At 47.1% G+C, this 20,071-nt stretch carries 24 protein-coding genes; 6 read left to right on the plus strand and 18 right to left on the minus strand.

The genetic code is table 11. The features are described 5' to 3' along the window. Positions 1-16 precede the first annotated feature (16 nt). From gatC to NST83_RS20755, 6 genes are all read right to left on the minus strand, one after another. Positions 17-304, minus strand: coding sequence for an Asp-tRNA(Asn)/Glu-tRNA(Gln) amidotransferase subunit GatC (gene gatC, locus NST83_RS20730; RefSeq protein WP_044644442.1), 288 nt, complete (start codon positions 302-304; stop codon positions 17-19). A 280-nt stretch (positions 305-584) separates the two neighbouring features. Further along, positions 585-971, minus strand: a complete 387-nt coding sequence (locus NST83_RS20735; protein WP_025684465.1) for a hypothetical protein — start codon at positions 969-971, stop codon at positions 585-587. A gap of 80 nt (positions 972-1,051) precedes the next feature. Then, complete coding sequence (locus NST83_RS20740) at positions 1,052-1,261, minus strand: hypothetical protein (protein ID WP_137060242.1); 210 nt, start codon at positions 1,259-1,261, stop codon at positions 1,052-1,054. Positions 1,262-1,504: 243 nt separating this feature from the next. Then, entirely contained in the window at positions 1,505-2,134 is a 630-nt protein-coding gene (locus NST83_RS20745; RefSeq protein WP_137060243.1) for an MBL fold metallo-hydrolase, read from the minus strand. A gap of 3 nt (positions 2,135-2,137) precedes the next feature. Further along, a complete protein-coding gene (locus NST83_RS20750; protein ID WP_013311914.1) occupies positions 2,138-2,707 on the minus strand; it encodes a thioredoxin family protein in 570 nt (189 codons plus the stop codon). Position 2,708: 1 nt separating this feature from the next. Next, a complete protein-coding gene (locus NST83_RS20755; protein WP_342415513.1) occupies positions 2,709-3,323 on the minus strand; it encodes a DedA family protein in 615 nt (204 codons plus the stop codon). A gap of 143 nt (positions 3,324-3,466) precedes the next feature. On the opposite strand from NST83_RS20755, the gene NST83_RS20760 reads away from it, so the two are divergent. After that, on the plus strand, positions 3,467-3,790 hold the full coding sequence (locus NST83_RS20760; RefSeq protein WP_137060403.1) for a dehydrogenase: 324 nt from the start codon (positions 3,467-3,469) through the stop codon (positions 3,788-3,790). Positions 3,791-3,900: 110 nt separating this feature from the next. Here NST83_RS20760 and NST83_RS20765 read toward each other — a convergent pair whose 3' ends face one another. From NST83_RS20765 to yyaC, 4 genes are all read right to left on the minus strand, one after another. Next, positions 3,901-5,115 (minus strand): SAM-dependent methyltransferase, encoded by a 1,215-nt coding sequence (locus NST83_RS20765; protein ID WP_342415514.1) that lies wholly within the window; start codon positions 5,113-5,115, stop codon positions 3,901-3,903. Further along, positions 5,102-5,758 (minus strand): DUF6483 family protein, encoded by a 657-nt coding sequence (locus tag NST83_RS20770; protein WP_342415515.1) that lies wholly within the window; start codon positions 5,756-5,758, stop codon positions 5,102-5,104. The genes NST83_RS20765 and NST83_RS20770 overlap by 14 nt, the downstream gene beginning before the upstream one ends. A gap of 205 nt (positions 5,759-5,963) precedes the next feature. Further along, complete coding sequence (locus NST83_RS20775; RefSeq protein WP_342415516.1) at positions 5,964-6,758, minus strand: alpha/beta hydrolase; 795 nt, start codon at positions 6,756-6,758, stop codon at positions 5,964-5,966. Positions 6,759-6,844: 86 nt separating this feature from the next. Next, positions 6,845-7,435 carry a spore protease YyaC gene (gene yyaC, locus NST83_RS20780; RefSeq protein WP_342415517.1) on the minus strand — a complete coding sequence of 197 codons (591 nt, stop codon included), beginning with the start codon at positions 7,433-7,435 and terminating at the stop codon, positions 6,845-6,847. 120 nt (positions 7,436-7,555) lie between these two features. On the opposite strand from yyaC, the gene NST83_RS20785 reads away from it, so the two are divergent. The 5 genes from NST83_RS20785 (at position 7,556) to NST83_RS20805 (ending at position 9,533) form a co-directional block, all read left to right on the plus strand. Next, positions 7,556-7,783, plus strand: coding sequence for a DUF1128 domain-containing protein (locus tag NST83_RS20785; protein ID WP_044644451.1), 228 nt, complete (start codon positions 7,556-7,558; stop codon positions 7,781-7,783). Between the two features lie 128 nt (positions 7,784-7,911). Then, complete coding sequence (locus NST83_RS20790) at positions 7,912-8,073, plus strand: phosphatase PAP2 family protein (RefSeq protein ID WP_342418013.1); 162 nt, start codon at positions 7,912-7,914, stop codon at positions 8,071-8,073. A 244-nt stretch (positions 8,074-8,317) separates the two neighbouring features. Next, the gene (locus NST83_RS20795) at positions 8,318-8,575 is read left to right on the plus strand and encodes a GlsB/YeaQ/YmgE family stress response membrane protein (RefSeq protein ID WP_137060250.1); all 258 of its coding nucleotides are present in this window, start codon (positions 8,318-8,320) and stop codon (positions 8,573-8,575) included. A 41-nt stretch (positions 8,576-8,616) separates the two neighbouring features. After that, entirely contained in the window at positions 8,617-9,021 is a 405-nt protein-coding gene (locus tag NST83_RS20800) for a YtxH domain-containing protein (RefSeq protein WP_342415518.1), read from the plus strand. A gap of 104 nt (positions 9,022-9,125) precedes the next feature. Continuing rightward, positions 9,126-9,533, plus strand: coding sequence for a DUF5665 domain-containing protein (locus tag NST83_RS20805; RefSeq protein ID WP_342415519.1), 408 nt, complete (start codon positions 9,126-9,128; stop codon positions 9,531-9,533). Positions 9,534-9,624: 91 nt separating this feature from the next. Here the strand turns inward: NST83_RS20805 and NST83_RS20810 are convergent, their stop codons facing one another. The 8 genes from NST83_RS20810 to NST83_RS20845 all read right to left on the minus strand — a co-directional run bounded on the left by NST83_RS20810 (position 9,625) and on the right by NST83_RS20845 (position 19,850). Next, positions 9,625-10,593 carry a magnesium transporter CorA family protein gene (locus tag NST83_RS20810; protein ID WP_342415520.1) on the minus strand — a complete coding sequence of 323 codons (969 nt, stop codon included), beginning with the start codon at positions 10,591-10,593 and terminating at the stop codon, positions 9,625-9,627. Between the two features lie 107 nt (positions 10,594-10,700). Continuing rightward, positions 10,701-11,474, minus strand: coding sequence for a sigma-70 family RNA polymerase sigma factor (locus NST83_RS20815; protein ID WP_014278091.1), 774 nt, complete (start codon positions 11,472-11,474; stop codon positions 10,701-10,703). Next, a complete protein-coding gene (rsbW, locus tag NST83_RS20820; RefSeq protein WP_137060254.1) occupies positions 11,471-11,923 on the minus strand; it encodes an anti-sigma B factor RsbW in 453 nt (150 codons plus the stop codon). Before rsbW ends, NST83_RS20815 begins: the two co-directional genes overlap by 4 nt. 18 nt (positions 11,924-11,941) lie before the next feature. Continuing rightward, entirely contained in the window at positions 11,942-12,280 is a 339-nt protein-coding gene (locus NST83_RS20825; protein WP_342415521.1) for an STAS domain-containing protein, read from the minus strand. A gap of 111 nt (positions 12,281-12,391) precedes the next feature. Then, positions 12,392-14,062 carry a response regulator gene (locus tag NST83_RS20830; RefSeq protein WP_342415522.1) on the minus strand — a complete coding sequence of 557 codons (1,671 nt, stop codon included), beginning with the start codon at positions 14,060-14,062 and terminating at the stop codon, positions 12,392-12,394. A 19-nt stretch (positions 14,063-14,081) separates the two neighbouring features. After that, positions 14,082-14,951: a protein-glutamate O-methyltransferase CheR gene (locus NST83_RS20835; protein ID WP_342415523.1), complete on the minus strand. Its 870-nt coding sequence runs from the start codon at positions 14,949-14,951 to the stop codon at positions 14,082-14,084. 77 nt (positions 14,952-15,028) lie between these two features. After that, a complete protein-coding gene (locus NST83_RS20840; RefSeq protein WP_342415524.1) occupies positions 15,029-18,685 on the minus strand; it encodes a response regulator in 3,657 nt (1,218 codons plus the stop codon). Beyond that, positions 18,669-19,850: a fused response regulator/phosphatase gene (locus tag NST83_RS20845; protein ID WP_342415525.1), complete on the minus strand. Its 1,182-nt coding sequence runs from the start codon at positions 19,848-19,850 to the stop codon at positions 18,669-18,671. The genes NST83_RS20840 and NST83_RS20845 overlap by 17 nt, the downstream gene beginning before the upstream one ends. Positions 19,851-20,071 lie beyond the last annotated feature (221 nt).

Below are 20,071 nucleotides of genomic sequence, written 5' to 3' on the forward strand. Positions count from 1 at the left end.
CTTTCAAATGTGAAATCTATTCCAGAACAGCAGGAACTTTAAACTGTCCGTCTTCTTCTTCAGGCGCATTGCGCATCACTTGCTCGTGTGTCAAACTTTCGCGAACTTCGTCGTCCCGCATGACATTGCTGACGTGCAGCACATGAGTGGTCGGTTTTACCTCTTCCGTATCCAACTCATTCAGCTTCTCCGCATAATGGAGAATGGCGTTCAATTGCCCTGTCATCGTGTCTTCCTCGGCTGCGGTCAGATTCAACCGGGACAGCTTGGCTACGTGACGGACATCTTCCGTGGAAATGTTCATACAAAAACCTCCTCGTGTATAAGAGGATTTTGCAAAAAAATTTTGCAAAATCCTGATATCAAAAATGCTGCACCGAACTTTGAAATAACGTTTTTAATTATAGGATAGAACCCTTTACAATTCAATCTTTGACGCGGTACAGAATCAAACTGTACAACCAAGCGGTAAATGTTGCTAAATGTATATAAAAAAAGCACCTCTCGGTGCTCTTTCGAAAAGCGATAGGAGCTAAGAACGTGCTAATTATATATTCTTAAAAAGAGTGGGCATTAGCCTCCACCTATATCCAAGCACGTAAATTGACTTGTCTAATAAAATCAGCCTGTGATAACAACTCTGTCGCGGTTTCTTCTTCCTCAGCCTCAACCGAATCAAGACCACCATTCATCACATGTCTGAACAGCTTCTCATTATGAGTAGCAAGGGCGTAATCTATCAGCGCTTCACGCTCAATTCGCTCGGCTTCCAGCTTCAAAATACTTTCTTCCAGCTCGATGTCCCCGGATGGTACAAAAAAGTTGCGATTCACCTTCGGGACGCGAATGACATAGTCAAAAGCATTGTCCGCATTACGGTCGTAAGCAATGATATAACCATGTTCGCCCACAGGAAGATTCTGCTCAAAAGCATCCGCGACGATCATAATTCTAGTTCCTAAATGATGCATCGTTAGCCCCCCCGTTTGTCTGAACTTATCTGCTAAGTCTACTAAAAAAAAAGTAGCTTGTCTATATCATCTATGTATCTTCAAAATTGTCCGTCACCACGTCCCAGCCTGTACTCATTCAGCCTTGCGTGCCAATTCTGTGCGATGGTTCCATCCTGTTTTGTTACCTTTGTCCAAGTTATTATCTTCGCTTCAGAAGCCTGTACAGAAGCTCCATCTTCTTTCTTTATGGAAAAATGGCGGCTATCTCCATTCTCACGATGCAACCCAGATATATACTTCCTTTTCATTGATGCTCCCCCTTGTGATCTGACGGCAAATGCCTCTTTATCCTCTTAATGGGCAAAAAAAAGAACGCAAACCGGGATTCATCCACAGCTTGCGTGCTTCGCGAGTTTAGTATGTAACTTCAATATGTATATGTTAACAAAAATAAAAACCTTTGTCTATACACTATTTATAATTTGTTGTCGAAATGGGGCAAAACCTGTCACAACCTCGATTATACCCCAGTTGAAAACATTCATCACTTTTTATCGTATATACGGATTGTTGGCTTTCTCATAACCGATGAACGTTTTGGGACCGTGACCGGAATACACCGTAACGTCATCTCCAAGCGGGAACAATTTGTTCTGAATGGAATCGTACAAGTCTCGTTCTCGCCCGCCTATCAAGTCTGTGCGGCCGACACCCTGACGGAATAATACATCGCCAGAGAACAAGTCCTTACCACACAAAAAGCTGACGCTTCCGGGTGAGTGCCCAGGTGTATGGAACACCTTGAATGTATGCCCAATCAGGTTCAATTGCTGACCTTCCGCCAAATCATATTCGGCAGGCTCCGTCGAGATCGGCGGGGATGCCTCGGGCCACATCAAAGAGCCGTTTAATTTAGGGGATGTAAGCCAGTCCTGCTCCAAAGGATGCAGATAAACCGGACAACCCTTCGCTTTGCGAATCTCATCCACTCCACCGATATGATCAAAATGAGCATGGGTCAGCAAGATGGCTTCAATCTTCAGTGACTCAATGGCTCTCAGCAAAGGACCCGGATTCATGCCAGGATCAATGATAACGGCACGCTGCGGGTCATCCCCCTGAAGCAAATAGGCATTCGTTTGGAGCGGGCCCAGATTAAAGCTGCGAATAGACAACGTCATATTTTAAAATCCCGAGATGAGCTCGCGCAATTCCTGAACAATCACAGGATGAACCTCGGTTCCCTCCCCATATTTCTCAGCCATTTCTTTACGGGCCACCGCAATTTTTTCTTGATAATCATCGGCTTCCCGATCTGGATTTTCACGTTTGAACCCGATCATAATTTGTTGAACATGTGCAGGACGCGGCCCCCAGTGACCCAGTACATGGCCCCCTGTATCGGCAAAAATAACAATCGGCACAGCACGTCCGCCCATCGTCAGAAAGTCATCCATCAGCGCTTGATGATTTTCCAAAATCAATACTTCAGTCGGAATCCCGCTATTCTCCAGCGCACGGAATACGACCGGCACGTTACGTACTACATCTCCACACCAGTCGGCGGCCAAAATGAGTACACGCAGGTCATCCCGATGGTTCAGGCTTTCAAAATACTCACGGTCCTCTTCACGGTTCCACACAAACTGATCATACCCGGAGCGGAAGGCTTCCTTGTTCTTTTCCATCCCCTCCATAAATTGTTCGGGGCTCAGACCTTTTCCAAAATATTGCGACACGTTAGTACGACTCATGTTACACACTTCCTTTCTTCTTTTTGGACATAATCCATTTGATAACAAAATAAATGATCAAGAGCGCAAGAGCAACCAGCAAAATCGGTTTGATATAAGGTGCTGCCACTTCGTCAATCTGCTCCCACTTGTCTCCAAGCAGCATTCCTAAATATATAAACAGAACAGACCAAGGTATAACTGCCAGCGTCGTCAAAATAATAAAACGCCATACACTCATGCGAGCCAGCCCGGCAGGGATTGAGATCGCGTGACGCACAACAGGAATAAAGCGGGCTGTGAAAATGACCCCTGTTCCGTATTTGTTAAACCAGGCTTCGGCGTGGTCGACATGGCTTTTTTTGATGAGTATGTATTTTCCGTACTTATCCAATACCGGTCTGCCACCATAGCGTCCAATCCAGTAAATAAACAGTTGTGCCAGCACTCCGCCAATGGTTCCAAACACGACCGCACCAAAAAAATTAATGTGACCTGAGGAAACTAAAAAGCCGCCATAAGCGAGGACAATTTCACTTGGAATGACCTCAACCATCAGGCCTAGCATAATACCAAAATACCCAAGACTACGAATGATCTCAAACAAATAATTAATGATACTAGATATATAGTCCATTTTCTTCCCACTCCCTGCTTGTTTCTCTATTTTCATTAGTGTATCACAGCGGCAGAACAAGTCGCCACTTCGCCCAAACAGGGAGGTCAGTGACCCTCGCTCTTCTGCCCGCATAAGTTGTGAGAGAGAGGAGGGGATATGATATGCCTCCCGGCAAAATCCCCAAACATAACAATCCGCAATCCCGTTTACCCACGGCTCGTGGTATCCGGCGTGCATGCAGCAAAGAACTGTACCGAGCCTGCAAGCGTCTGCCTGTTCACATCGCCCCCGATCTGGTCAAGCAGGGCGAGGAGCTGTACTGCCGCAAGGTCGTCGGACACCTCATCTGGATCGCCGAAAACCACAGCAATCGCAGACTACTGTGCGACTGGTGGGATGAGGATGTCAGTGAGGAGCTCGCGGCATTGTGGAAGGTTGATCGCACCGTTTTGTGCACTGCCTTCAGAAGTGCCTATGGCGGGTAGTTCTGCGTATCCAAGAATAGGCAAGGGAAGCAACCTAAAGCAGCAAACTGTAAACTGTGATTTACAAAAAAGTGGAGCCACACCGCAGTGGCCCCACTTTTGCTATTTCCCTATCCCTGCTTTTTCGTTTGCCCTGCTCCCTCGGGAAGCAAATCTGCACAAGCACGCTCCAAATAAGGATCAGCATGGATAAAATCCCGAAATGCCGAGTATTCACGCCATAAAACAGAACGTTCCCCGGCTTGGCCTTTGACAGCACGTATCAAAATATTTTTAGGCGTATGCTCCATGTCGATAAATTCCAGCAGCTGTGTCCGGTATCCCATCATGTCCAGCAGCTTGGCCCGGATACCGTCTGTCGCCAGCGCTGAAAAGCGCTCCTTCAAAATACCATGGGAAAGCAGCGGCTCCAGTACCGGATTTTCCAGCTGGCTGAACAGCTCATGCTGACAGCACGGAACCGACAAAATGACAGATGCATCCCAACGAACTGCCTTCTCCAACGCGGCATCCGTTGCGGTATCACAGGCATGCAAAGTCACAACCATATCCACCTGCTCCAGCTCGTTATAGTCCGCGATGTCACCGACCAAAAACTCCAATTGGCGGTATTGCAGCTTTTGAGCCAGAAGATTACAGGTTTCAATAACATCTGCCTTCAAATCCAGACCGACGACCTGCAAAGGTCGTTTTTGCTGTACTGCCAAGTAATGATACAGTGCAAAGGTCAAATATGATTTGCCGCAGCCAAAATCCACAATGGTTAACGGGCGGCCTACGGGCAGGTTAGGCAGTACATCCTGCACCATTTCGAGAAAACGATTGATTTGGCGGAACTTATCATACTTGCGGGCCAGTACCTTGCCGTCCTCATTCATGATCCCAAGCTCAATCAGGAAAGGAATCCGTTCCCCTTCCTCCAGCACATATTGCTTTTTGCGGTTATGAGACAGGTCGGCTGTACTTTTGCTCGGTGATTTTGTCAAAATAGACACTTTATATTTTTTACTGATCAGCACCTGATAGTCCGCATTCTTCGCACACAAGATTCCTTGACGGAACGTGTCCTCAAACAAGGCGGTCATGCGCTCGTTAGCTTCGTCAGGGGGCAGGTTTTCATGAATGACCTTGTTGCTATAATGAAAAGCAAACTGGTAATGCAGCTTGTTCTTCAATTCCACAGGCTTGATTTGCACTTTAGTAAAGGAAGCATCCTCCCGTTTGCGAAGCTGGCTCAGCGTCGCGGTTATGAGGGATCCTCCTGTAGTTAGTTGGTATATAAGTTCACGCAGTGAATCCAAAAGGTACATCTCACTTTCTTTCATGTAGTTGGGTAATCTCGACCAGACCCTCGGTTACTTCCCGGCGTGAAAGTCCACCCTGTTGAAGCTCCGCATCAGTCTTATTCAGCAATTGAGTATAAAATGCCTCTGCTTCCGGCAGCAGCTCCGACTGCTCCCATGCCAGTCCAAACCAGACATCAGCAGCCTCGTCCAATCTGTTCTCTCGCTCGTAATGGGCAGCCAGCAGCTTGCTTGTATCGACTGGCAGCTCATATTCCCGAACCAGATTGACAATACACACAATTCGCTCAGGCAGCACCTGAATGTCACGGGTTGCGCCATTCAAATCACTGTACAAATATAGATGAAGGGATTTAATCAAGATTCGTATGCCCTCGTTTGTTCTGTCGGTTTCCAGGTAAATAGCGGCTTCTTCTTCCAAAATGCGAGCCACCTGCTGAAGCTTGTCTGCTTCAATACCGGGACCCAATCGAAAAAGCTCTATAATTTGTTCCGGCGGCAATCGTCTGAGCAAATCTGAACGAAGACGAAACTGCTTGTTAAGCAGGTCATCCAGTTGTTTCAGCGCTTCGACGTGTTTATTTTCACGCCTTAGACCGAGCACCGATGCCACTGCGGATGTCATTTCTTCCATCATACTGAGCAAATAATCTTTTCTGAGCAAGCCGTTCGCTTCCTTTCATCCCGATGCCTCGACAACCAGGAGCCATTACACTTCTGATTGTAAGTCATCCTTGTACAAAAGCCAAATAGCTCAGTCGAGGCGGAATCCGGTTTGTAACAACCAAAATCAATTTAGAACGCAAAAAAGCCGGAGACCCTCTGTATTTGCACCAGATGGTTCCGGTTTTTGGCTTTGCTGCTCGGGCTTACTGCTGGATGTTTTGTTGTAAAAATGTCAAAATGGCATGTGCCAATTGTTCCGGCGCTTCGAACAGGCTCATATGACCAACTTTAGATATTGTGACCTGAGTGACCCCGGCCCGATCTGTCGTAAACGTCCGGGCGGGAGGAACCGCCTGATCCTGCTCACCCGCCACTAACAGAGTTGGCAAGGTGGAGGCTGACAGAACGTCGCGGCGGTCAGAACGCTCACGCATAGCCAAAGATGTGCCTACGGCTCCTTGCGGCGGCGTTTTATAACCGATTTCTTTGACCTTGAGTACCTGATCCGATAAGGACTCTACATGTTCTGGAGCAAATAGTCCGGGGACGAGTCCATCTACAAATGTGGTAATTCCCTCTGTTTGAATAGCGGATACGGCCTTGTTCCGTTTTTCCTTTCCTTCCTCCGTATCCGCATAGGCGGTGGAGTGAATCAGCCCGAAGGCTGTAAGCCGCTCGGGATGGCGCTGTACCGCAGAAAGCGTCAAATAGCCCCCGAGGGAATGACCGAACCAGGCAGCCTGTGGGATGTCCAGTTGCTCTTGAAGCTTAAGCACATCGTTTGCCATTTGATCAATCGTGTAGGCTCCAAGCGGAGCATCGCTACGTCCATGACCACGCAAGTCTGGAACAATGCAGCGATAGCTTTGGGACAGCAATGGAACAACCTCATCCCAATAGGAAGAGCTTCCACAAAATCCGTGTAACAGGATGATGGGCTCTCCTTTTCCCTGTTCGGCATAGCAGATCGTCGTTCCTTCACATAGTACCTTTTCCATGTGGAACCCTTCCTTCTCTGTATATAATCTATTGGAGCGAATATATTATGATTAGAACATGCTGATGTATATTATTAAGCAGACCATCAATATCTGAAACGGTAGCCCTCTGGAAATTCTTGCGAATCTGCTCTTAAACCAAACCCACAAGATGCAGCATGGGCGATGTGTGCAGCCATCGTCATGACGAGATGTAGTGATGTCATTTGCAATGTCCAGTAGGGTTTGGGACTACGCTCATTCACAATAGCTGCGACGCTGTAATCTCCGACAGACGGCAGCGCCAGTCCGACCGAACGCGCCGGAGTTAACGGCTCACGGGCAACCAGAAACATCCCCGCCGATCCTTGCTGCCCCAGACAAGCGTCTATGGCAATCACATGATGGTCTTGGGGAATACGCTCCAAATACGAAACCAGATGATCCGCGTCGCACGGCTCAGTCATTGTGCCGATCACGTGCGGAAAGCCCTGTCCCATAAGCATGGTGCCGACCAGCGGTCCCAGTGAATCGCCTGACGAACGATCCGTGCCGATACAAACAAAGGTCAGCTTATTCATCTCATGCTGAGAATGAATTTCCCGAAAAAACGGTACGAGCCCTTCGCGATCTGTTTTTTCCGCATTACTGTCTATAGGAGAGCGCCCAGATACGGAAGCCCGATTATACAAAGACACCTTCGTCCATCCTCCTTGATCCGGCCATTGACCGATAATCTGACTTTCAGTACATTCTACAATAAAAACATGATACAATACAGGCAACTTCCCCTGATATGAAAGGATGGAACATTAACGATGGATTTGTCTGTACCGTCTCATGCCAACATTGAACATATGATTGAAGGCATCAAAACCAAGCTTCGTATGGCGAGTGGCGCTGCTATGCAGTCCTCCGCTTTCTCTCTGGAGCAATACGAGGATCTCCGTGATGTCTATGATATGGTGATAAACAAGCCTAATCTGAGTATTTCAGAAGTCGAGGCCATCGTCTCCGAGCTGGGAAGATTACGTAATCCCTCCTAATCAGAAGACAGATGCACGCCGTTTATCATACTTGCAGCCTATCATCTTGGGTGACACTGTTCATAGTAGCGGCCTGTGCCCGTAAATAAAGCTCGTATCTCCGTTCGCATCAACAGACGCGCAACGGGATAGGAGCTTTATTTTTTATCATTCTCTTCTGGATTTCTTCGCGGATGTCTTTCCTCCTTCCTTGCGTACTTGGCGCGCTTTTGATTCTCCCGATTGGGCTAAGCCGTATCTATCTGGGGGTTCACTGTCCAACCGACATCGTGGGCGGTTATATTGCCTGAATCATTTGGCTCGTGTTAACCGTTCCTGTTATCTATAGGCGACCACGGCTGCGGGGTCCTCTGCCTATTTCTGCCCCCTCCCGTAAGCGGTTCGAGGCGCTTTCTTGTTTCACACGGAGTCACGGCGTTTATATACGAAGTAAGCGAGACAATGCAGCACTCTAAACTCACCACTCACAAAAAGCGTTATGATTCTGTTAAACAGACGTTTCTGCTAAACTAAAGGATAAAGGAGGCGATCCTTGTGTGGGGAATAGTATTAAGTATTGTAATGGCTATTATTATCGGATTGATTGGCGACGCGCTCGCTGGCCATGAAATGCCCGGTGGCATTGCAGGCTCTATGATCGCCGGATTTGTAGGAGCTTGGCTCGGTGTCACGCTGTTGGGAAACTGGGGTCCGGTCATCGGTGATTTTGCAGTCATTCCCGCCATACTCGGAACCGCATTATTTGTGTTCCTGCTCGGACTTGTGTCCAGGCTTTTAAGAAGGGCTACCTAACATTTATATATTTTTTTATTCTATACGAGGAGTGATATGACATGAGTAACATTGATAATCAAAATACAGTAGGTAATACTTCAAGCTTTGCAAAAGGTTTATTTATCGGAGGTTTGATTGGTGCTGCGGCAGCCCTGCTGTTCGCTCCTAAACCGGGTCGAGATTTGCGCAGCGATTTGTCTGATAAAATTACAGTGGTTGCCGATAAAACAAAAGACGTTGCATCTGTAGTCAGCAACAAAGCAACGGATCTGGCTAAAACGGTTTCCACTAAAACAGGAGATGTAGCTAAAACCGCATCCGGTAGCAAAGACATTATTTTATCCAGCGTAGCCAGAGCCTCTGCCGATGTTGCTGATGAAGCAGTCAAGGCTGATCAAGAAATTAAGGATGCAGCGGCCCAAGCTGCCAAGGAAACGCAAAAACAATTAAACACTACTTCCTAATGACAGGAAATTCTGTGTACAACAAGAATAGACCTTAAAACACTGAACAGCCAGCATGCACGAAGCTGGCTGTTTTTTAGATGACAGAAAGGCAGGGATGACGGATGAGCAAGCCCAGCTCGTATGGAGATGACCTTAGCGTAAACAACAAACGGACCTTTCATCCCCCGCAGGATCAAGATCAAACCAGGGATTTTGATGTGAATGAGCACCCTTTTGAGCTGCGTCATGAGGTGAAGCGGCTTAATAAGCGCTTAGATCAAATAGCCGACATGCTGGAAAGAGTAGAATTTCGCAATGTATTGGAAACCTATTCCAACCCCAAAAAAAGGATCATCAGTAATCTGACAGCAGGCATTGCAAGGGGGCTTGGCCTTACGCTGGGTACGGTCGTCATACTCGCTCTGCTCGCTTGGCTGCTCAGCTTCCTTGTACAACTGAATCTTCCAATCATCGGAGATTTTATTGCCGAGCTGCTGGGCTATATTAAAATGAGCCAAGGTGGAAATTAGACAGCAAACGATCCATAGTAACCAGAGGTTCGTGTGTACACGTAGCCCATTACCATGGATCGCTTTTATCTGTACATTTGGGATGGCTCAACTAAAGTTTGTTGCGCTTGTTCGTTTTCAGCAAATCTCCTGTCCATCCCTTCATCATCAGCCAGCCGTACATACCTACCATACTTAACAGGGTCGCCGCAATCACGGCGGTAAAGCCCCACCCTGTTTTGATCCAGGGCAGATTCTCGAAGTTCATGCCCCAAATAGCGCCCACTACGGTTGCAGGCGTAAATACGGCTGTTACAATGGTGAGTGTCTTCGTAATTTCATTTCCCCTAAATGCAGAAATGGCATCGTCAATGGAGATCAGCGTGTCAATTTCCTTTTCATAATGCCGAAACAGTCCTTCCATTCGATTGACACGGTGAAGCAACTGCTTAAAAAAGCGATTTTCCTCCAGCTCATCCAGATACGCTTCCCGGGAAGCCGTTACCAGTTCTGAAAATGGAATGAACATATTACTCCAATACAACAGCTCAAAACGCGCATTCAATATGGAGTCCATTAGCGTACGGGCATTTCTTTTCTCCATAGTCTCTTCCAGTTTTCTCAGGTTAATCTCGAATTTGTCCATCCCCGTATGAAAATAATGAAGAACGGCCCTTGCCAGTACAAACATGCCATCAGATGCATTTTCACATCGGTCGAGCATTTTTTGACGCTCGGCCGTATGCATAATTTCGCGGGTATTTTGATCCAGGTTTAAGGTCACTAATCTCTGGCCCAGGACCAGGAAATAGAACTTGTTACCATCGCGTTGGCTGTCGATTTCCTCCTGAATGGAATAGATCAGCGATCCGCATATCAAGGGTAAAATTCCATCCAGAAAGCGCACAGAAATAAAACTGGATGGGATGTCCTCTACCTTGTCCAGCCATTCCCGGGCCTCTGGAAGTTTCTCTTTCAACTCTTGTATAATGGGGTCGTGCCAGTCTGTAGCGCCGATGTCCCACCATTCCCACCCTCCGCGAAAGGAGGAAATCTGTTCAAATGCTGCCGTAGATTTCACCCTTCCTCCCCTCCTTTTCCGCTTAAAAAAGGACACGCTTCCCTTATGGAATGGCGTGTCCTATTATGTGACGTCCAGTAATCGAAACCATGAAGTTCGTCTTCCTCTCATGAGATAGAAGAATTAGACATGATCTGCTTCAGCTTCTCGGTCGCCCGCTTCTGGATGCGGGATACGCTCATCTGCGATACGCCCAAGGTCTGCGCAATCGCACGTTGAGATTGACCATCCTGAAATGCCAGAAGGAGCACCTTCTGTTCCTGCTCTTTCAGCTGGCTTAAGGCTTGCTGCAAATCCATTCGTTTTTCCACAGTGTCGTAGTCGTTGGCATCCGAACTGATAAGCTCGCCTAACGTAGCCGCACTCTCCTCCTGGGATAAAGGGGAGTCCAGTGACACATAATGGTAGCACTCACGGCCTGCGAGCACTTCGATCGTTTCCTCTACGGTAAGGTCCAAATACTCCGCGATCTCGTTCACATTCGGCGAACGTTCCAGCTTAACGGTCAGTTCGTCGATGGCATGCTGAACGAGCGCACCCTTTTCCTTAATGCGGCGTGGAACCTGAATGTACCAGGATTTGTCGCGCAAATAATTTTTCATATGTCCCAGCATACTTTTCATAGCATACGGTTCAAAGGGGATACCCAAGCTGATATCGTATTGCTGAAGCAGACGTATCAATGCCATCTGACCGGTTTGATATAAATCCTCGTATAAGTCCGGACGGTTACGGGAGATTTTCCCGGCAGCCATCTTGACCATCGGCTCATACTTGCGGATCAGTACGGTAGCAATCTCGTTATCTTTGGTTTGCTGGTACTCCCAGATTAGACCAACGGCTTCATCCATCGACTCCGGGGGAGTTACCTTTTCATTCATACTTTTTCCTCGCTTCTGACCAGACGCTTTACAAGCACGACTTCCGTGCCTTTTCCAGTCTCATTCAAGATATGGACATCGTCCATAAGCGCCTGCATGAGATAGAAGCCCAGTCCGCCTACCTGTGCATCATTCAGCTCTTTGTCATGCAAGGATGCAAGTCGGGACGGGTTCTCCATTCGTTCAAAGCTCTCCCCTTCATCTTTGACACGGATGGACAACGAAGCTTCGTCAAATTCGAATGTTACTTCTACCACTCCGCCTTCATGACCGTAAGCATAAAGGACAGAGTTATTACAGGCTTCAGATACAGCCACTTTCATGTCTTCTATATCCTCGTAAGAGAATCCCATTTTCACGGCAATTCCGTACAAATTTAATCTTACAATATCGACAAAGTCAGCAGTTGCCGGCAAGTTAAGAACTACTTTTTGAATTTGAGCGTTCATTTCTTTTTCTTTCCTTTCCTATTGGGAATTCTCCTGGGGGACAAAGAATTTGGCAATACCGGTCATATCGAACAGTTTTTGAATTTGAGGGGGTACCTCCTGAACGGCAAACCGGGACTCCATCCCATGCCTTGCCTTCAAAATAGATAACAAAATACCGATACCTGTACTGTCAATGTATTTAAGTTCTTTTAAGTTAATAATCAAGTCTTGGGCGGATTCCCCCACCAAAGACTCCATCACCAGACGAAAATCAGGTGCCACCGAAAGATCCAGCTCTCCGCTAAGATACACGGTATTTACTCCATCGTTTGTTTCAGTAATCGCATTGAACTTCTCATTTTTATTAGTATTCATAGGCCAACTCTCCCGAAAAAAGATTTCCTTACATACTAACCCATTATACGAACGCTTGAATCACCGCATGATGCTTTCTGCACCTCCAAATGTCACCATCTACACATCAGGCTACGCCTCGTGAATTTGGTCTTTGCCTGATTGCATTGGAAAATGATCCGGAGAATGCCGCAGTAGAGCCTGTTTTACACTGCTGATTTTCACGGGCTTGCTAATATAATCGTTCATTCCGGCTTCAATACATCGGGGCTGAATACCATCCATCACATTCGCTGTCATGGCGATAATAGCAGGCTGTGACCTTCCCGCCAATTGTTCACGCACCTTGCCCGTACACTCTAATCCGTCCATCACAGGCATTTGCAGGTCCATGAAGATATAGTCATAATCCTGGTTAGCCATGACCATATCAAGCGCCTGCTGCCCGTCTGCTGCCACATCCGAAGCCAAACCGAGCTTATCCAGTATATTGACCATCAGCTTCTGGTTGATTGGATGGTCATCTACGACCAATACGGGTTTACGGCTTAAGGAGTTCTGATGGGGAATTTCCCATTCGTAACTGGACTCTCCCTCCAGTTCATTGTCCTGAGCACAGCCAAGCTTCGTTGTAAAATGGAATGTTACCCCCTGCTCTCCACTTGGATCCACACCGATATCTCCGCCCATCATGTTCACCAATGTTTTGCAAATAGCGAGTCCTAAACCGGTTCCACCATATTTGCGCGTCATCGAGGAATCAAGCTGGGAAAAGGGTTGAAACAGCCTTCCAACCTTGGCTGGCTCAATACCAATGCCTGTATCCTTTACGGAAAATTCGACAGTAAGTCCTTCGGCGCTACGCTCTTTGACCGATGCAAAGACATATACACCACCACGATCTGTAAATTTGACGGCATTGGATACCAGATTAATGAGAACCTGACGCAGTCTTCCCATATCACCGTATAATACTGGAGGTAGCTGTTCATCCAGAAAATAATCCATCTCCAGATTCTTTCGATTTACTTCCACTGTAAACAGGCTGAAAACTTCCTTGATACAGGAAACCAGATCGAACGGATATTCCTCTACCTCCATTTTGCCTGACTCCAGCTTGGTAAAGTCCAAAATATCATTAATGACCGCTACGAGCGCATCTGCACTGCGGCGGATGATATCGGCATACTCCTGCTGATCGCTGTGCAGCTCTGTTTCCATCAACAGGTCAATCATGCCAATCACACCGTTCATAGGAGTCCGAATTTCATGGCTCATCATAGCCAGGAACTCCGTCTTGGCATTAGCCGCGATTTCGGCTGCCTCCTTGGCGGCAATCAGTTCGCTATTCATCTTCTCCAGCTCATGTGTCTTCTGATGAAGCAGCATGGACTGTGTTTTCAGGCGTTTGTTGGTCAGATACATCTGCACAAAGCCTTCAATTTTGGACTTGAGAATTTGAGGGATGAATGGCTTCACCATATAATCAATACCACCCGCTGAATAACCGGCAAACAAATGCTCCGCTTCTTTACTGTTAGCGGAAATGAAGATAATCGGAATATCTTTCGTTTTCTCTCTGGCCTTAATCAGCTTTGCGGTCTCAATTCCATCCATACCCGGCATTTGTACATCGAGGACTACCAGTGCGAATTCATCTTTTAACAGACATCGCAGCGCTTCTTCCCCAGACGTAGCCTTTACCAAATTATATTGTTCACTCTCCAGCACCGCTTCAAGAGCGAGCAGGTTCTCAGGTCTGTCATCTACCAGCAGTATATGAATCGGTTCATGAAGCCCCATGGAATCCTCCTAAGCATCTCTATTTAATCTTCCGGTATATTTTTTCTATCCGGTCCAGCGGCTCGTAGGAATCACTATAATCGGTAAAATGTATGGATTCCTTGGCCCCCAGCACCAACACGCCAAAATGACTCAAGCTATCATAAAACAACCCATGTACATGGTTGCGAAGTTCATCGTTAAAATAAATCATGACATTCCGGCAAAAAATAACGTTGAACTCGTTAAAGGACCGGTCTGTCGCCAAGTTGTGCTCCGCAAAAATAATGTTTTTACGTAAAAAAGGATGAAGCATGACTGAATCATACTTGGCTGTATAATATTCGGAGAACGATTGCGTGCCTCCTGACTCCAAATAATTTTTGGTATACAGCTTCATTCGATCAATTCCGTATACGCCTTCCTTCGCCTGCTGTAAAGACAGGTTATTCATATCCGTCGCATAAATACGGGCTTTATCATATAAGCCTTCTTCATGCAGCATGATCGCCATCGAGTATACTTCCTCACCTGTCGAGCAACCTGCATGCCATATTCGAATGTACGGATATGTCCGTAAAATCGGTATTATTTTCCGCCTGAAATTCTGAAACAGCTCAGGATCACGGAACATCTCGGTCACTGGAATCGAAAGGCTTTGCACCAGTCTGTCGAAGGCGCTGCGATCATGCAGCACCTTCTCCTGAAGCCCTGATATCGTGCTAACCTTCTCGGACTGTGCATGATAATAAATACGCCGCTTGATCGAAGGCAGAGCATAGTTACGAAAATCGTAGCCGTACAGCCGATGAATTCCTTCCAGCAACAGCTCTATTTCAATCATTTCCCGCTCAGCTTCATTCGATTTCAGTTCAATAGCAGCATTATCCGCCGCATCCTTTGATGTCATAATCTCTCTCCAATTCCTGAGGTTTTGCCAGTACCGCCCCAATTCCTGTGTTGATTTATATTACCCATTTTTTCAAGCTACGAATACAGCCATACCCGCATTAATGACAAAAGCTGTTCGGTTTGAATCGGCTTTTTCACATAATCAGAAGCGCCTGCCTCAATACACTTGGAACGATCATCCTTCATAGCCTTGGCTGTGAGCGCAATGATAGGCAGCTTCTCGAATTGTGGCAACAGCCGGATTCGCCGCATGGCTTCATATCCGTCCATTTCCGGCATCATCATATCCATCAGCACCAGATCAAAATCAGGTGTCTGTTCCAGCATTTCCAGCGCTTCTCTACCATTTTCCGCAAAAGTAACCTCCATACGGTAACCTTCCAGCACGCTGGACAGAGCGAATACGTTCCGAATATCATCATCCACTAACAATATTTTTTTACCTTCAAACAATTCTTCCTTGTTATATAGCTTCTGCAAAATTTTACGTTTGTCCTCAGGAAGATTCGCCTCAACACGATGCAGGAACAGGGTCGTTTCATCCAAAAGCCGTTCCGGCGATTTAACATCCTTAATAATAATGGACTCCGCAAATTTGCGCAGTTGCGTTTCTTCTTTGCTGTCCAGATCTTTACCCGTATAAATAATAATCGGCAAATCGGTCAGTTGCTCATTGTCCTGAATGCGGTCGAGCAATTCAAAGCCTGTCATATCGTTCAGCATAAGATCCAGCACCATACAGTCATACCGCTGTACCCCCAGCTCATTCAGTGCTTCTTGCCCGGTGGACACCGCCGTAATAGCAACATCGTCATGGTCAATCAGTTCAATAATGGATTTACGCTGATTCTCATCGTCCTCGACCACGAGAAGACGTTTCACCATTTTATCTGTATATGATTTAATATGTGAAAATGCCTTATCCAGACTTTCCTTTGAAGATGGCTTTTTGAGATAGGCAATCGCGCCCATCATCAAGCCTTGCTTCACATCGTCGATGACCGAAATAACATGTACCGGAATATGCCGCGTCGATGAATTTCCTTTCAGCTCGCCCAAAATGGACCAGCCATCCATTACAGGCAATTGAATATCCAGAATAATGGCGTCCGGCAAATAGGATCTGGCCATGTCCAGCCCATCGTCTCCCTGTAGAGCGATAAGTGCCTTAAAGTCACGGCTACGAGCCATATCGTACAGGATTTTAGCGAATTTAACATCGTCCTCTATGATCAGTAATACCTTATCCTTCGAGGCAATCTCGTTCCGGTCGTCGCCCGGGTGCACGATGTCCTCCGATTTTTCCTTTGAAGGCATCTGATACATAGGTAACTGCTCAGCGGGAACAAGCATAGGAGAATTCGACTCTGCGGATGCTGCGACGCCACCCATATCCAGTTCCGCACCCGATTGCGACTCCGCACTCTCTGTTGTTTGCGTTTGTTCCGGCAGATACAACGTGAAGCAACTGCCCTGCCCCGGCTCAGATTCTACCGTAATGACACCGCCCAGCAATCTGGAAAGCTCGCGGCTGATCGACAAACCAAGTCCAGTTCCGCCGTATTTACGGCTGGTTGTTCCATCTACCTGCTGGAATGCCTCGAAAATCAGATCCGTTTTATCCGAAGCAATGCCGATGCCTGTATCACGTACAGACAAGGCCAAATAAGATTTATGCGGATTTAGAAAACCGGGAAGCTGGTCACTGGTTGCCCTTGATACACTAAAACGAACAGATCCCTCTGTCGTAAACTTGAATGCATTGGACAGTAAATTCCGTAAAATTTGTTTGAGACGATAACCGTCACTGATAATGGCTTCTGGCAAGCTCTCTTCTATCTCGGTATGGAGTTGAAGCTCACGTTTGGCTGCGACCGGAGCAAAATTTTGCTCCACAAACATCTCCAGCTCTTTCAGATTGACGACTTCGTGGTTAATATCCATTTTCCCGGCGTCCACTTTGGATAAATCCAGAATTTCATCAATCATTTTCAGTAAATCCGCGCCTGACATATAAATGGTTTGTGCATACTCAACCTGCTTGGGCTTGAGATTGCCATCCTTGTTCTCAGACAGAAGCTGAGAAAGAATGAGCAAGCTATTCAGCGGAGTACGCAGCTCATGAGACATGTTGGCCAAAAACTCGGATTTGTATTTGCTGGTGATGCCCAACTGCATCGCCTGCTGCTCCAACTGGGCACGCGCACGTTCGATCTCGTCGTTCTTTTCTTCCACTTCCCGAACCTGCTCTTCCAGCGCTCTCGTTTTGGCAATCAGCTCGGTGTTAAAATGCTCCAGTTCCTCCTGCTGACGCTGTAACAGCTCTTCAGAGCGTTTAAGCTCCTCTTGCTGGGTTTGAAGCTCTTCGGACTGGCACTGCAATTCCTCAGTCAACGCCTGCGATTCGCGCAGCAGTTGCTCTACCCGCACCCGTCCCTTGATGTTGTTCAAAATGATCCCCAAGCTCTCGACTAATTGAGCAAATAGCTTCGTCTCCAGATCACTAAAGCGGTCCAGCGACGCTACTTCCACAGCACCGATACAATCGTCCTCGAACAAAATAGGGAAAATCATAATTCCCACCGGCTTACTCGCCCCCAATGCGGAGCCGATGGACAAGTATCCATCAGGAGCTTCTGTAATCAGGATCGGCTTACGATCCTGAACACTTTGTCCAAGCAAGCCTTCGCCAACATGGATAACGTCCTTGATCGAATCTTCACCAGACTCCTTCGCGTAGGAGCCGTACAGCTTAAATTGGGCATCCTCCACTTCCTTGCCTTGCAAATAAATCGCTCCGTAGCTGCCTCCCAAAATGGGCGTAAACTCACTGATAAACATCTGTGCGACCTGCTCCAGTGAATTCACGCCTCGGAACAGCTCTGTTACTCGTGCCGTATTGGCATTAAGCCAGGCTTGATCCTTCTGCGTCTGAAGAACGGAATGCTCAAATTTGCGTTTTTCCTCCAGGTCTCCAGCCATTTGTTGAAATACGCGGGCAACCTCCCCAATCTCGTCCCTGGAGGCTACATTCATTCGGCTGATCGCCCTGTATTTTCCTTTGCCAAAGCCGTTGATCATGAGGTTAACGATATTCAGGCCCTTCGCAATACTTGGAAGCACCCACAAAATAACCAATAACCCCATAAGCAGACCCGCGACCATCAGAATCGTGGTAATCTGTACAGATTCCTGATAAGCCTGATTGGCTTGCTCCATATCATGATCAATTTCCCGATCCTGAAAAACGGCAAGTGTAGAAACACTGTCCAGCGCCTCCTGTTGAGCAGGTAACCCCGTACTATTACGGAAAGCATTTGCTTCCTCAATACGATCTTGACTCAACAAGGAAATCAGCCTTTGCTCATAGCTCAGGAAGTCCTTCCAGGCGGCCGCTACCCGATCCACTTGCTGCTGTTCCTCACTGGTACCGGAATCGGATTCCAGTTGGTCCAGCACTTCATTCCCGGAAGCGGTAATACGATCAAGGTCGCGTTTGGCCTCACTGACAGAGGAACCGGGATTCAGAATCAAATTGGCCATAACCTTCGCCATATCATTCACCTGACCGCGAATGGCCGTTGTTTTTCGGACCTTCATATAGCGGTCCTGATAAACCTGATTTAGCTGCTCATTCAGACTCCCCATTCGATCATAGCTGATTAGTGTCAGCACAAGGAGGATCGCCATAAGCGACCCGAAGCCGATCAGCAGTTTATTTCTGATTTTCATGCAAGCCCTCTCCCTCTTTCAATGAAATCCAGATCAGGCACTTATCATCATCGCGATCCTGCGGTGCTTCTTTACGAAAAAAAGCATCCAGCATCGCTTCTTCATTCCATTCCTCATGCTGGCGCAGACACGCAGTCAAATATTCCAGTTGTTCCTCATATTCGCCCTCTACGGCCTCCAGCAAGCCATCGGTATACAAAGCGATATGCCCCGATCCTTCATAATGGATCGTGTGCATTTCCGCATCAATTTTATCAAACAAGCCTACCGGACTGCACGCACGGTCAAATTTGGTGATGCTGCCGTCCTGACTGAACAGCAAGCCGGGCGGATGCCCCGCATTCACATAATCAATCCGCCGAGAACGGGTATCAATGACCATATAGATCGCCGTAAAATAATACTGCACGAGCTGCTTGCCCAGATCCAGTTGATTAAAGCGACGATTCAGCTCCTGAATTACCTTTTCGGGCTCTACGTACGTGGTCACGGTATCCTTGAGTACAGAAGCAATGAACATGCAGAACAGTGAAGAAGAGATGCCATGACCCATCATATCCAGCAAAATGATGGCATATCTTCCTTCCCCGAGTGAATACCAGGAATACAAATCTCCCGCCAGTTCAAAGGAGGGCTGATACAGGGCATTGACTTGCAGCGCCGGGTCTTGAATGGCAGGACTAAGCACCGCCTGCTGTACCATCGCGGCCAGCTTTAGTTCGTCTTGAATCCGCTGGTCCCGGTCTTTATGCCAATCCTTTTCCTGTTTGAGACGCAAGGCAAGCCGTATTCTGGCCATTAACTCTACCTTATTAATAGGCTTGGTGACGTAATCGACGGCCCCTACGTCCAGTGCCTCTGCCAGTTTCTTGGAATCGCCTACAGCAGTTACCATGATGATGGGTATATCTTTCAGATGCTCGTATTCCTGTACGATGCTGCAAGCTTCGATACCATCCATTTCAGGCATCATCATATCCAGCAGAACCAAATCAATATCGGAAGGTCGGGGGCGCAGACTAATGGTACGGTCGCCGATCCCCAAATGCTCCAACATTTCTGCGGCTGAGCTGGCAGAGATAACATCCCTATAATTTTCTTTCTTTAATATTTCACGAATAATAATGACATTGGTCGGATTATCGTCAACAATTAGGATTCTCATTTCTCTCTCCTTATCTGTAACCCATGTATTATACTATACCTGTTTAAGCGGCAACCCTTATGGATCTGAAGCTGAAATAGCGTCTCCATAAGAAGGCATTCCAAAAACATAGATAAGGAATGAGGCCCTCGCCCCATTCCTTATCTATGTTTTTGGAGGACCCGCGAAGCACTTGTGCGGCGGTCAACATCCTCTTTTGCAGCTCTAATGCCAGTCTATTT

Origin of the sequence: Paenibacillus sp. FSL R10-2782, assembly GCF_038592985.1 — a bacterium.
Classification (GTDB): domain Bacteria; phylum Bacillota; class Bacilli; order Paenibacillales; family Paenibacillaceae; genus Paenibacillus; species Paenibacillus terrae_C.